The 13,233-nt window shown below is 70.9% G+C and carries 12 protein-coding genes and 1 tRNA gene; 4 read left to right on the forward strand and 9 right to left on the reverse strand.

Annotation, left to right across the window (positions count from 1 at the left end; genetic code table 11):
- Positions 1-31: 31 nt before the first annotated feature.
- Positions 32-880, reverse strand: coding sequence for a fused MFS/spermidine synthase (locus ACIBH4_RS14590; protein ID WP_362521919.1), 849 nt, complete (start codon positions 878-880; stop codon positions 32-34).
- Positions 881-1,092: 212 nt separating this feature from the next.
- On the opposite strand from ACIBH4_RS14590, the gene ACIBH4_RS14595 reads away from it, so the two are divergent.
- From ACIBH4_RS14595 to lat, 3 genes are all read left to right on the forward strand, one after another.
- Entirely contained in the window at positions 1,093-1,761 is a 669-nt protein-coding gene (locus ACIBH4_RS14595) for a hemolysin III family protein (RefSeq protein WP_362521917.1), read from the forward strand.
- 10 nt (positions 1,762-1,771) lie between these two features.
- Complete coding sequence (locus ACIBH4_RS14600) at positions 1,772-2,152, forward strand: PPOX class F420-dependent oxidoreductase (protein ID WP_362763801.1); 381 nt, start codon at positions 1,772-1,774, stop codon at positions 2,150-2,152.
- A gap of 239 nt (positions 2,153-2,391) precedes the next feature.
- Positions 2,392-3,828 (forward strand): L-lysine 6-transaminase, encoded by a 1,437-nt coding sequence (gene lat, locus ACIBH4_RS14605; RefSeq protein WP_362763804.1) that lies wholly within the window; start codon positions 2,392-2,394, stop codon positions 3,826-3,828.
- Between the two features lie 47 nt (positions 3,829-3,875).
- Here lat and ACIBH4_RS14610 read toward each other — a convergent pair whose 3' ends face one another.
- The 7 genes from ACIBH4_RS14610 to ACIBH4_RS14640 form a co-directional block, all read right to left on the reverse strand.
- A complete protein-coding gene (locus ACIBH4_RS14610) occupies positions 3,876-4,130 on the reverse strand; it encodes a LuxR C-terminal-related transcriptional regulator (RefSeq protein ID WP_362521911.1) in 255 nt (84 codons plus the stop codon).
- A gap of 153 nt (positions 4,131-4,283) precedes the next feature.
- Positions 4,284-4,359, reverse strand: a tRNA-His gene (locus ACIBH4_RS14615).
- Positions 4,360-4,435: 76 nt separating this feature from the next.
- Positions 4,436-5,038, reverse strand: coding sequence for an oligoribonuclease (gene orn, locus ACIBH4_RS14620; RefSeq protein WP_350945247.1), 603 nt, complete (start codon positions 5,036-5,038; stop codon positions 4,436-4,438).
- A 22-nt stretch (positions 5,039-5,060) separates the two neighbouring features.
- Positions 5,061-6,203: a DUF2510 domain-containing protein gene (locus ACIBH4_RS14625; RefSeq protein ID WP_362763807.1), complete on the reverse strand. Its 1,143-nt coding sequence runs from the start codon at positions 6,201-6,203 to the stop codon at positions 5,061-5,063.
- Between the two features lie 55 nt (positions 6,204-6,258).
- Complete coding sequence (locus ACIBH4_RS14630) at positions 6,259-7,710, reverse strand: hypothetical protein (RefSeq protein WP_362763810.1); 1,452 nt, start codon at positions 7,708-7,710, stop codon at positions 6,259-6,261.
- A 34-nt stretch (positions 7,711-7,744) separates the two neighbouring features.
- Positions 7,745-9,463, reverse strand: a complete 1,719-nt coding sequence (locus tag ACIBH4_RS14635) for a serine/threonine-protein kinase (protein ID WP_362763813.1) — start codon at positions 9,461-9,463, stop codon at positions 7,745-7,747.
- 356 nt (positions 9,464-9,819) lie between these two features.
- Positions 9,820-10,494 carry a pyridoxamine 5'-phosphate oxidase family protein gene (locus tag ACIBH4_RS14640; RefSeq protein ID WP_362763816.1) on the reverse strand — a complete coding sequence of 225 codons (675 nt, stop codon included), beginning with the start codon at positions 10,492-10,494 and terminating at the stop codon, positions 9,820-9,822.
- 67 nt (positions 10,495-10,561) lie between these two features.
- On the opposite strand from ACIBH4_RS14640, the gene ACIBH4_RS14645 reads away from it, so the two are divergent.
- Entirely contained in the window at positions 10,562-11,968 is a 1,407-nt protein-coding gene (locus ACIBH4_RS14645; RefSeq protein WP_362521900.1) for a PLP-dependent aminotransferase family protein, read from the forward strand.
- A gap of 129 nt (positions 11,969-12,097) precedes the next feature.
- On the opposite strand, the gene ACIBH4_RS14650 is transcribed toward ACIBH4_RS14645, so the two are convergent.
- Positions 12,098-13,180: a GNAT family N-acetyltransferase gene (locus tag ACIBH4_RS14650; RefSeq protein ID WP_362763819.1), complete on the reverse strand. Its 1,083-nt coding sequence runs from the start codon at positions 13,178-13,180 to the stop codon at positions 12,098-12,100.
- Positions 13,181-13,233 lie beyond the last annotated feature (53 nt).

The following is a 13,233-nucleotide window of genomic DNA, read 5'->3' on the forward strand; positions in this document are numbered from 1 at the left end:
GAGGGAGGGGCAGAACAGGCTGGGAGCCGAGTCAGCCGAAGACCGCGGGCGGGGGGACGGGGATGACCACGGCGTCGCCGTCGTGCAGGGGGCGGGCTCCGGCGATGAAGTTGACGATGTCCTCGCCGTACACGCAGCGGGCCTGCGTGAGGCCGCCCGCGGCCCTGCGGGTGAGGCCGGAGACGGGCAGGGGCAGGCGGGAGGCGGCGACGATGAGGTTGCCGAAGCGCCGTCCCCGCATGACGCCGGGTTCGGCGAGCAGCACGACCTGGGGGAAGGTGGTGCGGACGGTGGCGAGCACCCGGCGGGTGAAGGCGAGCCCCTTGCCGTCCGCGACGTTGATCAGCACGGTGCCGTCCGTGCGCAGGACGCGGGCGACGTCCCCCATGTACTCGGAGGTGGCGAGCTCGATCGGCATCGTGGCGCCGCTGAAGGCGTCCAGCACGAGCAGGTCGGCGGAGGCGTCGCCGAGTCCGGTGGTGGCGGTGCGGCCGTCGAGGATCCTGACCTTGAGCCGGGGCACCGACTTCAGCCGGAGCTGGTCCCTGACGAGCTGGACGAGCCCTTCGTCCGGCTCGGCGACGATCTGCCGGGACCCCGGGCGGGTCTCCGCGACGTAGCGGGGCAGGGTGCAGGCGCAGCCGCCCACGTGCACGGCGTCCAGCGGGCCCTCGCGGAGGAGGTCGACGACGTCGGCCATCAGCCGGACGTACTCGAAGTCGAGGTAGGTGGCGTCGTCGAGGTCGACGTACGACTGCGGTACGCCGTCCTTGGAGATCACCCAGCCGGAGGGCCGGTCGAGGTCCTGCAGGAGATCGACCTCGCCGAAGGTCACCGGATACCGTCCCGGCATCGGCTCCCGCGCTTCCCGCCTGCCCATCGGTTCGGTCCTCTTTTCCCTGATGTGAACCCGTAGGTTCCTGATGCGAACCCGAGGGGAAACCATATGCGCAGTGGCGACCGGTTGGCGTCCGGGTAGGGCGGATCACCACCTCGTACGGTCTGGCGTGCGGCGCCTTGCTCTCGTCGGGTCGACGTTCGTGTAGGACAGATCACAACCTACGAACGCGTAACTTACGCTACCGTAGGTTCATGGCCACGTCCCTCACGGAAACGCTCACAGAGTCCGTCAAGCCGCGCCTGCGCGGCTGGTTGCACGCCGGGACGCTGCCCGTGGCGCTCGTCGCGGGCTTCGTCCTCGTCGCGCTGGGCCCCACCCCGGAGGCGAGGCTCGCCGCCGTCGTCTATGCGATCACCTCCGGCCTGCTCTTCGGCATCTCGGCCACCTACCACCGGGGGAAGCTCTCCCCGCGCCTGGAGGAGGTGCTGCGGCGCCTCGACCACGCCAACATCTACCTGATCATCGCGGGCACCTACACCCCGTTCGCGCTGCTCGCCCTGGAGGGTGTGGCGGGCGCGGTGGTGCTCGGCGTGATCTGGAGCGGCGCGATCGCCGGGGTCCTCTTCCGGGTGCTGTGGACCGGCGCTCCCCGGTGGCTCTCGACCGCGCTCTACATCGGCCTCGGCTGGACGGCCGTCTTCGTGCTGCCCCAGCTCGTGGAGGGGGCGGGGATGGTCGCGGTGGCCCTGCTCTTTCTGGGCGGGGTGCTCTACACGGCGGGCGGGATCGTGTACGGCATGCGCAGGCCCGACCCCTCTCCCGGCTGGTTCGGCTTCCACGAGGTCTTCCACGCCTTCACCGTCGCCGCCTACCTGGCGCAGTACGTGGCGGTGTCCCTGGTGGTCTACGCGGCGGCGTAGCCTGCCGTGCATGACGCGCATCCAGGATCTGGGCACCGAGAAGTACGTGTCCGTGACCACCTTCAAGAAGAGCGGCGCCGCGGTGCCGACGCCGGTGTGGGCCGCCTCGGACGGTGACTCCCTGCTCATCTGGACCGCCGGCTCCTCAGGTAAGGCCAAGAGGATCCGTAACAATCCGGAGGTCGTCGTGGCGGCGTGTGACGTGCGGGGCAACACGCGGGGGGAGGGGATCAGGGGCGTCGCGCGGGAGTTGCCGGCCGAGGAGAGGGAGCGGGTCCGGGGGCTGATCATCGCGAAGTACGGGTTCCTCGCCCGGTTGATCATGATCGGCAGCAGGTTCCGCAGGGGCGCCGACGGCACCGTCGGCATCCGCATTTCTCCGCCGAGCTGACCTGGCCCACCCCGCGGCAGGTTGATTTGACCGATCTGTGGTCTCGGAAGGGGCGGTCTCCGGGAAGGGAGACGGTCATCGGGAGGGGCTTGGACCGCGCGGTCCCGGCGCCCGGACATTCGCGTCCAGGGCGTCGGGAGACCGAAAAATCTTCACAAGAACCGTCTCCAGAGCGTAATGTCTCCGTGTGGATACGTAAATAGCGGGGGATCATCTCTTCGGATCACCGTGGAGGGGACATGGACGTTCATGGCCGTCTCGCCCGTCACCTGCTCGTCGACGGCTATCGGCTCGTACTGGACCTGGAACGGAGCCGGGGGTCCCGGCTCGTCGACGCCCGCACCGGCCGGAGCTACCTCGACTTCTACTCCTTCTTCGCCTCGGCCCCGCTCGGGGTGAACCCGTTCGACGACGATCCGGAGTTCCTGGCTCTGCTCGGCAGGGTCGCCGCGAACAAGCCCGCCAACTCCGACCTCTACACCACTCACCTCGCCGACTTCGCCGAGACGTTCGCCCGGGTGCTCGGTGATCCCGAGCTGCCGCACCTGTTCTTCGTGGAAGGCGGCGCCCTCGCCGTGGAGAACGCGCTCAAGTGCGCCTTCGACTGGAAGAGCCGTCTCAACGGCGCGCGGGGGCACTCGCGGGAACTCGGCACCAGGGTCCTCCACCTCACCCGGGCCTTCCACGGGCGCAGCGGCTACACCCTCTCGCTGACGAACACCGACCCGATCAAGACCGACCGCTTCCCGAGGTTCGACTGGCCCAGGATCGAGGTGCCCGCGATCCACCTCGGCGACGTCGAGGCGGCCGAGGAGCGCTCCCTGGCCGCGGCGCGGGCGGCCTTCGAACGCCACCCCCACGACATCGCCTGCTTCATCGCCGAGCCCATTCAGGGAGAGGGCGGCGACAATCACATGCGGGCGGAGTTCCTGCTCGCCATGGAACGGCTCTGCCACGAGCACGACGCCCTCTTCGTCCTGGACGAGGTGCAGACCGGCGCGGGGACCACCGGAACCCCCTGGGCGTACCAGCAGCTGGGCCTGCGTCCCGACGTCGTGGCCTTCGCCAAGAAGGTCCAGGTGGGCGGGATCATGGCGGGCCGCAGGGTGGACACGGTGCCGGGCAACGTGTTCCAGGTCAGCGGCAGGATCAACTCCACCTGGGGCGGCGGGCTGGTCGACATGGTCCGCTCCCGCCGGATGTTGGAGATCGTGGAGCGCGACGGCCTGATCCCGCGTGCGGGAAGGCTCGGCACCGAGCTCCTCGCAGGGCTGGTGGAGATCCAGGAGCGTTTCCCCGACCTGGCGGAGAACGCGCGTGGACGCGGCCTGATGTGCGCCTTCGACCTGCCGGACGCCGTGAAGCGCGATCTCCTGGTGGCCCGCCTGCGGGAGGAGGAGGGCGTGCTCGTCCTGCCCTGCGGAGAGCGGTCGGTACGGTTGCGTCCGGCGCTCTCGATCACCTCGGAGGAACTGGGGGAGGGCACGTCCGCCATCGCCCGAGCCCTGGAGACGTGTTCCGCCGCCTGCGGCTCACCGCCTGGCCCCGTACTCGCGCACACGGCCCCGGCCGACCCGCAGGGCGGTCGCCGTGGCGTCGAGAGCCTCGCGCCCGTACTCGCGCACGTGACCCCGATCGACACGGGGCCACTGGATCGCGGAGCCGGTCCGCGATGACGCCGCACGTGCGAGGGACGGACCCGAGGGGCCCGTGCCGGCGGGCGCTAGTGGCGCTGCGACTCCTCGTGCGCGGCCCGTTCCAGCCACAGGTCGATCGCGGTGACCCGCGAGTCGACGCCGAGCTTGGCGTATATCCGGTTCACGTGGTTCTTCACGGTTTTCTCGCTCAGGAACAGGTGCTGGGCGATCTGCCCGTTGGAGCGCCCCATCGCGATCAATTCCATGACCTCGGTCTCACGCCTGCTCAGACCCGTAACGGCTCTGGGCTCCGCGTCGAACGGGGCATCGTCGACTCTCATCCGGCCTCCGTGGCTGAAACACGGTCAGGTCGCCGAAACCCCCGGTCCTAACGGCGTTGCGATAGCAGCGAGCATAACCTGCAATATCCACTTTTGGTGGGTAATGGGGCCGGAAATGCGGAACGGCCGGTCCCTAAGGACCGGCCGTTCCGATGGGGTGAGCGAGGGGACTTGAACCCCCGACATCTAGGACCACAACCTAGCGCTCTGCCAACTGAGCTACGCCCACCATCGCCGCCGTGGCAGCACATGAAAAGTGTAGCGGTCTTTGGGAGTCGTTTCGTACCGGGTTTCTCGTGAAACGTTCAAGGCCTGCGCGTGGACACGCTTTCGGCCAACTCCCTCGCGGTGGCGGAATCGGGGCCCGGCTGGGACACGAAGACCGCCGCGCGGTAGTAGCGCAGCTCCCGGATGCTCTCGACGATGTCGGCGAGCGCCCGGTGGCCGCCCTGCTTCTCCGGTGAGGCGAAGTAGACCCGGGGGTACCAGCGGCGGGCCAGTTCCTTCACCGAGGAGACGTCGATCATCCGGTAGTGCAGGAACCCGTCCACGGCGGGCATGTCGCGGGCGAGGAAGGAACGGTCCGTGGAGATGGAGTTGCCGCACAGCGGGGCCTTCTTCGGCTCCCGGATGTGGCCCCTGATGTATTCGAGCACCATGGACTCGGCCTCGGCCAGCGTTACGCCGCCCTCCAGCGCCTCCAGCAGGCCGGAGGCGGTGTGCATCTCCCGCACCACCTCCGACATCTGCTCAAGGGACTCGGGTGGGGGCTTGATGACCACGTCCACCCCCTCGTCAAGCTGGTTCAGCTCGCCGTCGGTGACCACGCAGGCCACCTCGACAAGCGCGTCACGGCCAAGGTCGAGCCCGGTCATCTCACAGTCGATCCAGACCAGCAGGTCACTCATAGCCCTCAGGGTAGTACTCACTTCAGGGCAGCTTGAATGACTTGATCACCTTGTCTACTGCAGATATGTCTAGATTGTCCGGTATGGAGATGTAGGCCAGCGCCGGACGGGTGTTCTCACCACGATCGACGATCAAGAACGCGGCCCGCTCCCGCTTCCACTTCCAGTCGTTGATCTCGGACTGCTCGGAGAAGTCCAGGTCGAAGACGAGCAGCCAGGCGTCCTTGCCGCTCACCTTGACGGCCTTGTCCTCGACGATGTTCCGCTTGTGCGGAGGGCTGTAGAAGGCGGGCTCCACGACCTGCAGCAGCGTCGCGGCGGCCGAACGCAGGCTGCCGACACCCTGGTAGCCGTACTGGTCGGGAAGCTCACCGGTGAGCACGTTGCCGAGCCAGTCGCCGCCCTTACCGTCGAAGTTCTCCTGGGCGACGGCGATGGCCGCGCTGTTCCAGACGAACCCGAGCCCGCCGCCGACGGTGGGAGGCACCTCCCAGGGCCCCTCGGGCATCTCGAACGACAGGCCGGTCACCGGGTCCGTGACGCGCCCGTCCACCGCCTGGGGCGGCGCGCTTCCCGAGGGTGCGGGCGTCGCCTCGGGAGTCGGCTCGGTGGGCTCCAGGCTCGCCGTGGGGGGTGGTGTCCGGGGCGCGGGAGACCTGCCCGCGGTGTTCGTGCCGTCGGGGTTCATCAGGTACATCGCGGCGACCACGATCACGATCACGAGGATCAGCGCGCCTCCGCCTCCCAGGATCCACGGGAGGGGGCTGCTCTTGCGTGGTGGAGGCCCGGACGGGTAGCCGCCGTGCGGCGGGACGGGCATCTGCGCCGTGTTGCCGTTCGGCGGCCCGCCGCCCCACGGTGGCTGTTCCGTGCCCGCCGACCCGGGGGTGGCCTGCTGGGCCCACTGGCCGGTGGGCCCACCACCGTGCGCCCCTTCCCGCGCGGGAGGCGGGCCCGCCTGCCGGGAGTCGGGCCCCGTCGGGTGCTGCCGGCCCGTCGGGTACTGCTGGAAGGAGGGGCCGGTCCGCGGCCCCTCCGCCGTGCCCTGTCCGGCGGGAACGTCCGCCTGGTGGGTGGCGTCGGTCCACTGGTTGCCGTCCCACCACCGCAACAGCGGTGAGCCGTAGGGATCGGGGTACCAGCCGGAGGGGGTCTGCGTGGTCATGGCCGCCAGAGTAGTAAGAACGGCTTTGTGCCGCATTGTGGACCTTGGTGATCAATCATGAACATTTGTAGGCGAAGGTAGCCTTGTCCTGGATCTTCTTCCCCTCGGGTACCGGAGAGAGCAGCATCAGGGTGGCGGTTCCCTTGAAATTTCCCTCTCCCTTGACCGTCCACTCCAGGCTCACCTCGTGCGAGGTCGTCCCGGACGGGATCTGGTCGGTCTGCGCGATCGGCTTCTTACGATCGCTCCGCTTCCACTGGTAGCGCACCTCGCCGCCCGCGCCGTTGGTGGACAGCACGCCGGTGATCTTTACCGTGGTGTCGCACCCCTGCGTCTTCTTCGGGGCGCTGACGTCCACCTTCGTCACCTCCAAAGGCGTCGCCGAACCCCGGAACAGCCAGAGCGCCAGCGCGCCCACGACCATCAGCGCGAGGATCACCGAGGCGAGGATCGTACGGCCGCGTCTGCGGCGCGCGCGGGGGGCCGCGCCCGCGTCGAGCCTGCCGGAGGGCGGTTCGGTCTGCTGCTGGTCCCTTCCGGCCCGCCAGAGCTGGGCTGCCGTGGTCTCGGAGGGCACCCCGGGACCGAACCGCATGACCACCTCCTCGGCCCCCCGCCGGTCACCCCCGGGGGCCCACTCGCCGGTCCCCTGGGCGCGCGGCTCATCGGCCCTCGGGACATGCAGCAGGGTCGCGATCTCCCCCTCGTCCGGGGCCGGCCGTACGGGGGCCGCGGGACCGCCCGGCACGGGCGCCTCGTGCGCCGGCCACAGGTGCAGGGTCTCCACGAGCCTGTCGCGGGTGGTGAACCCGGACGGCAGCACATCGCGCCCGGCGAGCAGCGCGTCGCGCGCGGAGGCGAGCCCTCTGGTGGAGGCCGTCGCCGCAGCCCTCTCCAGCAGCCCCGCGGCCCCGCGATCGGCCGAGGCCCAGGTCGCGGCGAGCCCTCGGGCGAGCGACGCCCAGGCCGCCACGTCACGTTCCGGTGCGGAAGGGCGGCCGAGAAGGGCATCGGCCAGCCCTCGCCCGGTGAGCAGCGCCGACCCGTCCGAGGCGATCACCACGGTGCCCGGGTGAACCTGTCCGTGGGCGAGCCCGGAGGCGTGCACGGCCAGCAGTGTTTGCGCGGTCTCCACCAGGACGGTGGCCGCGCTGCCCGCGTCGGGCCGGGACGATCCGGGCGAGAAGGCCGGTCCGGCCGAGAGCAGGTCGCCCACCGTCGGATCGACCGGTTCCGAGGCGATCAGCCAGACCTCGTCCCTCGCCGTGATGAGGTCGGCGACCGGGACCAGCCCGGTCACGCCGCTTCGCGCGAGCCCGCGGTCGGCGAGCACGGCCGCGACCAGCCGCTCGCGCGCCGCGGGATCGGCGACCAGCCGCGGGTCGAATCTGAGCGCGCCGGCCGGCCGTCCGTCGGGCGCGACGGCCGACGACCAGACTCCCAGGTCGTCCGTCCGGGTACGGCCGGTCAGCCGGAACCCGGCGATGTCTCCGCGATCGGTGCTCATGGGTCGATATTCATGATCGCGATCGTTCCCCTGTCTACCGGCGTCTCCGGTGCCGTCCTGACATGCCGCGCTTGACGGCCAGTGTGAACGGTACGACACCGCTCGTCACCAGGCCCAGTGCGAGAAACGCCGCGGGGGCCGTCTCGACCGGCGGCAAAGGCGAGCTGGAGAGGGTGGGAGGCGGCTCGGTGCCCGGCGAGGAGGGGTCCGTCCGGGTGGGGGAGGGGTCCGAGCTGGGGGTCGGCTCCGCCGACGTCCGCGTGGGAGAGGACGTCGGCCGGGTCGGGCGGGTCGTGGGCTGGGTGGGGGCGGTCGTCGGACGGGTCGGGGTGGCCGACGGCGGCGTGGTCGTGGGACGGTCGGGGTCGCGGGGGCCGTCCAGGGTGGTGCTCTCCTCCGGGGTGGGCTCCGTGGACGGCCGCCGCGTCGGGGTCCTCGTCGGCCGGGTGGTGGGCCTCCTGGTGGGCCTCGCCGACGCTGTGGGCGTCGCGGCCGCCGACGTCGCGGTGGGCGCCACGGGCGGAAGACCGGAGGTGGCCGTGATGCTCGGGGTCGGCGTCGGGGTGGGCGTGCCCGCGGACGGAGACTCCTCCACCGGCTCGTCGAGCTCGTCGGGGTCGTCCTCGGGGGCGAGCGTCTCCAGCGGGTCGGAGGGGGAGGGGCTGTGCGAGGTGACGGCACCCTGCGACTGGATCTCCGTGGGGTCGCCGGAGCCGACCAGCACCGCGGTCAGCCCGCCGATCACCGCGATGCAGCCGACGCCGACGAGGATCTTGATGCCCAGCCTGCTGACCGAGGAGGTTCTCGTCCCGCCGAGGTCGCCGCCGTCGAGCTCGGTCATGGCCAGCGAGGTGTCGGCTCCGGGGACGGGCACCTCCATCGGGAACATCCCGGCGAGTAGCCCGGCGACCGCGGCCAGGCGACGCCGGCCGCGGTCCTGCCAGTCGGGGCCGTAGGCGTCGGCGGCCACCGCCTCGAGTTCGGTGAGGAACGCGCTCGCGGTCGGCGGCCGGTCGGCGGGGTGCTTGGCCAGGCCGCGCTCGACCAGCCCCTGCAGGGCGGAGGGCACCTCCTCGACCGGAGGCGGCATGACCTGGTGCTGGCGGGCCAGCGCGGCGACGTTCGTGGCGCGGAAGGGGCGGGTGCCGGTCAGGCATTCGAAGAACACGACGGTGGCGGCGTAGACGTCGGTGGCGGGTCCCGCGGGCCCGCCCACCCACTGCTCGGGGGCCATGTAGGGCGGCGTGCCCGCCGGGAGGTCGCCGTCGCCGGAACGGACCGCGATGCCGAAGTCGACGAGCTTGCTCCTCCCGTCGGCCTCCACCATCACGTTCTCCGGCTTGAAGTCGCGATGCACCACGCCCGCCGAGTGCGCGGAGGCGAGCCCCAGGAGCGAGCCCTTGAGCACGAGCAGCGCCGCCTCGGGACCGGTCGGCCCCTCGGAGCGCAGCAGCGCGCGCAGGGGGACGCCGTTGATCAGCTCCATGACGATGGCCGCGCCGTCGCCGGTCTCGACGTAGTCGTACAGCCGGGCGGAGTGCGGGCTGCTCAGGGCGTTGAGCAGCCTCGCCTCGTGCCGGAAGCGCGCCACGAACCCGACGTCGCTCCTGAGCTCGTCGGACAGATACTTGATCGCGACCATGATGTCGTCGGCGTCGTGCCGAGCCATCACCACACGCCCGGCCGCACCGGCGCCCAACTCGCGGATCTCGGTGTATCCGGGGACTCGCCAGGCCGATGGCGTGCCGTACATAACGGTCTCCTCAGTTGTCTGGGCCCCCACCCATAACAGACGGACCGCAGCTTAGCGATAGATAACAGCATTCCGCTCATTAACCGTGGATCAGTCTCACAGGATGGGGCTGATCAGTGGTTATTCACCGCGGCCGGCCCGGCCAGGCAGCCTTGGTGGCAGGACCGAAATCCCGGTTGATCCCCGTTTTCGGTGCTACGCCGCGGTTCACCGTCGGCCTCGCGACGGCCCGCCGGGCGCGGGCGACCTTCGCCTCCGCCGACGCGGTGGAGGAGCCGGTCGCCGGTGCCGGCGGCGATGCGGGTGCGGGTGCGGACAGGGAAGGCTTTCGAAGCGCTCCCCACGGGCTAAACGGGCTAAAGCGGAGGGTTCACGCCCGGCATCTCCGACGGGGCGGGCATGGTCCTCGACGTGATGTGCTCGGGCACGGCCAGGTCCACGGTGAGGGCGGGGTCGGGCTCGGGGGCTCCCCAGGACTGGTGAAGCGGCAGGACCCCGGCCCAGATCGGCAGCTCGTAGTCCTCGTCCTCGTCGACCGGCGGGCCCTGGCGCACTTTCACCGACGCCTCCTCAAGGGACAGGGCGAGCACCATGGTCGCGGCGAGCTCCTTGCGGGTGGGCTTGCGGGCGGCCTCCCACTGGCCGGGGGCGAGCTGCTCGGTGATCGCCCGCAGCGCGGCGAGGTGCTCCTCGGGGTCCTCCACCCGGCGGACGCGGCCGTAGACCATGGCGCAGCGGTAGTTGACCGAGTGGTTGAAGGACGAGCGGGCCAGCACGATGCCGTCCAGGTGGGTCACCGTGACGCAGACCTCGTCCGCGTCGCGCAGGGAGGTCGCGCCGGTGGAACCGTGCAGGTAGAGGGTGTCGTCTATCCGGCCGTAACCGGTGGGTACGACCATGGGGAAGCCTCGGCTCACGACGCCCAGGTGGCAGACCAGTCCGGCGTCCAGCACCGCGTACAGGTCCGCACGGGAGGTCCTGGCCTTGTCCTTCGCGCGGTTGAGGGTGGTACGGGGAGTCGTAGAGAGCATGACCCTAACCTAGAAAGAAGTGGATACCGAGAACACGTCCACTCTAATGCTCTTACAGGAGACCACTTTGCCACGCCCTTCCGTCGACCTGCCTGTCTCGGTGGACCGTGAGGCGGGCACGGCGCTCGCCGTCCAGCTCGGCGACAGCCTCAGGGACGCCATGCGCGGCGGCGCCCTCACCTCGGGAGAGCGCCTGCCCTCCACCCGCGCCCTCGCCCGCCAGCTCGCGGTGAGCCGCACCGTCGTCACCGAGGCCTACCAGCAGCTGTACGCGGAGGGCTGGGTCGAAGGACGCCACGGCTCCGGCACCTACGTGGCCGAGATGGCGTTTCCCGCCGTGGGGGAGAAGGGGCGGCGGGCCCCCGTCCCCGTCCCGGTCGAAGGGGACGACCACGGGGGGTGGAGCGGCTACCGGAGCGAGAGCGGGCGGGGCGTGATCGACCTGCGCCCGGGGCGGCCGTGGGTCCACGACTACGACAGGGCGGCCTGGCGCAGGGCCTGGCGGAGAGCGGCCGACCTGCCGCCGGTGAGCGACCCCGACCCGCGCGGCCTGCCGAGGCTGCGCGCCGCGCTGGCCGAGCACCTCCGCAGGACCAGGGCCATCCCCGTCGGACCGGAGAACGTGATGGTCACCCGGGGCACCGGCAACGGGCTCGACCTGGTCGCCGCCACCCTTCTGCGGCCCGGTGACCGGGCGGGCGTGGAGGAACCGGGCTACCGCGTCGCCAGGAACGTCTTCGCGGGGCGGGGCGCCGAGATCGTGCCCTGCCCGGTCGACGAGGACGGTGTCGTCGTGGACGGACTCCCCGGCGACCTGCGCGTCCTGCACACCACCCCCGCCCACCAGTACCCCCTCGGCGGGCGCCTGCCCATCCCGCGCAGGGAGCGCCTCCTCGCCTGGGCCCGCCGCACCGGCGCGATCGTCGTGGAGGACGACTACGACGCCGAGTTCCGCTACGACGTCGCCCCGCTGCCCGCCCTTTACGGCCTCGACCCCGCGTCGGTGGTGCTGCTGGGCAGCCTGAGCAAGATCCTGACGCCGGACATCGGCGTCGGCTGGCTGGTCGCCCGCCAGAGCCTCGTCGAAGCCCTCGCCGTGACCAGGGACGCCCTCGCCGACCGCACGAGCGGTCCGGCACAGCAGGCGGTGGCGGTGCTTCTGGAGAAGGGGGATCTGGACCGGCACCTGCGCCGGACGCGCCTGGAGTACGCGCGCCGCCGCGCCGTGGTCGTCGAGATCCTCGGTCCCAGGGTCATGGGCGACACCGCGGGCCTGCACGTCATGGTGGAGTTGCCCGAGCACACGGTCGCGCCCCTGGTCGAGGCCGCCCGTGCCCGGGGGGTGCTGCTCGACTCGATGGCCCGTCACTACCACGGGCCGCGGCTGCGGCACGGCCTGGTGATCGGCTACGGCTCCGCGTCGCGAGCCGACGTCAGGCGGGGCGTCTCGGTGGTCGCCGAACTGATCGGTTGACCGGCCTTTCGAGTGGGTGGGCCGACCGGCCGTCAGAGGAGGGCGGACGGACCGTGTGATCGGCCGCCCGAACCCGAAGGACGGGTGCCGCCGTGGCGTGGGACCGTTCCCAAACCACGGCGGGACGGATCACGCCTGTATGGACGTCCGCAGGCGGCCGTACGTCTTGAGCGCGCGGTCGGCGGTGGTGCGCAGGAGCGGGCTCGCCAGGACCGTGCCACGTGCCTTGCGTACCGGTACCCGCAGCATCCAGTGGACCCCGGCGCCGGGGCTCAGCCTGGCGATCCTGCCCTCGGCGACCTCGTACTCGCCGTTCTTGAGCTTCTCCTTGTACTCCTTCTCGCCGCGGCCCATGTCGATGACCTGGATTCCGGCGTCGGCGGCCTTCTCGGCCATGGCGAGGTGGTGGATCAGGCCGGGGGAGTACTTCGCGAAGGCGGTGTCGTAGGCGGGGAACCAGCCCGCGAGGGTCGTGCCGGTGCGCAGCCCGAAGTGCCCGGCGACCGGCCGCCCGTCCGCGTACAGCATGTCGAGGACCCCGCCGAAGTGCTCGGTGTCGGTGGCGAGGAAGCGTTCGACCAGCTCCACGATCCACGGCTTGGCGAACCTGTCGGTGCGGCCGGTGCGGCGGTACTGCTCGGTCTTCCAGCCGAGCAGCGTGCGCAGCGGCGTCAGGTCGGTGGTGGCGTAGTCGTGCCGGAGCGGCCCGACGTCGCGCTGGAGCTTGCGGCTCTTGTACGCCGTCGAGCGGTAGGTCTTGCCGGAGGTCACCTTGATCGTCTCGATGTACGAGTCGTGGCCGTCACGCAGGTCGATGATCGGCGAGGGGTGCCTGCTGTGTCCCGCCTGAAGCAGTGGCTGCCCGGAGACCAGGTGGTCGAACTCGTAGACGGCGAGGCCGCACGCTCTGATCAGCCGCTGCGCGTCGATCTCCACGTCCTTGGCGTGCACCAGTCCCTGCGCGTCGGTCAGGCCCGCGGCGACGGGCATGCCGATGCCCATCGGGTGGCGCTCGAAGGGGAAGAATCCCACCGTGTCCGTCCCGTCGTGCAGCACCGCTACCCGGACGCGTTCCTGGAGCGCGCCGACGGTCACGGTGAACTCCGGCGACAGGAACGGGGTGTCGAAGGCGGGGTCGGCGCTCTGAAGGACTCTCCATCGGTCGATGTCGGCCGGTCCAAGATCACGGGGCTGAACAACTGAGACGCGCATGAGCTCCTACTGGGATGTGCGGGGTCCCCTACGTCATCCCGAAGGATGCCGTA

It is taken from the genome of Streptosporangium sp. NPDC050284 (assembly GCF_044459525.1).
Classification (GTDB): Bacteria; Actinomycetota; Actinomycetes; order Streptosporangiales; family Streptosporangiaceae; genus Streptosporangium.

Bases quoted from the DNA above. Each gene is read 5' to 3' on its own strand.
- ACIBH4_RS14590 (WP_362521919.1), bottom strand. From the start codon at position 880: ATGGGCAGGCGGGAAGCGCGGGAGCCGATGCCGGGACGGTATCCGGTG.
- ACIBH4_RS14595 (WP_362521917.1), top strand. From the start codon at position 1,093: ATGGCCACGTCCCTCACGGAAACGCTCACAGAGTCCGTCAAGCCGCGC.
- ACIBH4_RS14600 (WP_362763801.1), top strand. From the start codon at position 1,772: ATGACGCGCATCCAGGATCTGGGCACCGAGAAGTACGTGTCCGTGACC.
- lat (WP_362763804.1), top strand. From the start codon at position 2,392: ATGGACGTTCATGGCCGTCTCGCCCGTCACCTGCTCGTCGACGGCTAT.
- ACIBH4_RS14610 (WP_362521911.1), bottom strand. From the start codon at position 4,130: ATGAGAGTCGACGATGCCCCGTTCGACGCGGAGCCCAGAGCCGTTACG.
- orn (WP_350945247.1), bottom strand. From the start codon at position 5,038: ATGAGTGACCTGCTGGTCTGGATCGACTGTGAGATGACCGGGCTCGAC.
- ACIBH4_RS14625 (WP_362763807.1), bottom strand. From the start codon at position 6,203: ATGACCACGCAGACCCCCTCCGGCTGGTACCCCGATCCCTACGGCTCA.
- ACIBH4_RS14630 (WP_362763810.1), bottom strand. From the start codon at position 7,710: ATGAGCACCGATCGCGGAGACATCGCCGGGTTCCGGCTGACCGGCCGT.
- ACIBH4_RS14635 (WP_362763813.1), bottom strand. From the start codon at position 9,463: ATGTACGGCACGCCATCGGCCTGGCGAGTCCCCGGATACACCGAGATC.
- ACIBH4_RS14640 (WP_362763816.1), bottom strand. From the start codon at position 10,494: ATGCTCTCTACGACTCCCCGTACCACCCTCAACCGCGCGAAGGACAAG.
- ACIBH4_RS14650 (WP_362763819.1), bottom strand. From the start codon at position 13,180: ATGCGCGTCTCAGTTGTTCAGCCCCGTGATCTTGGACCGGCCGACATC.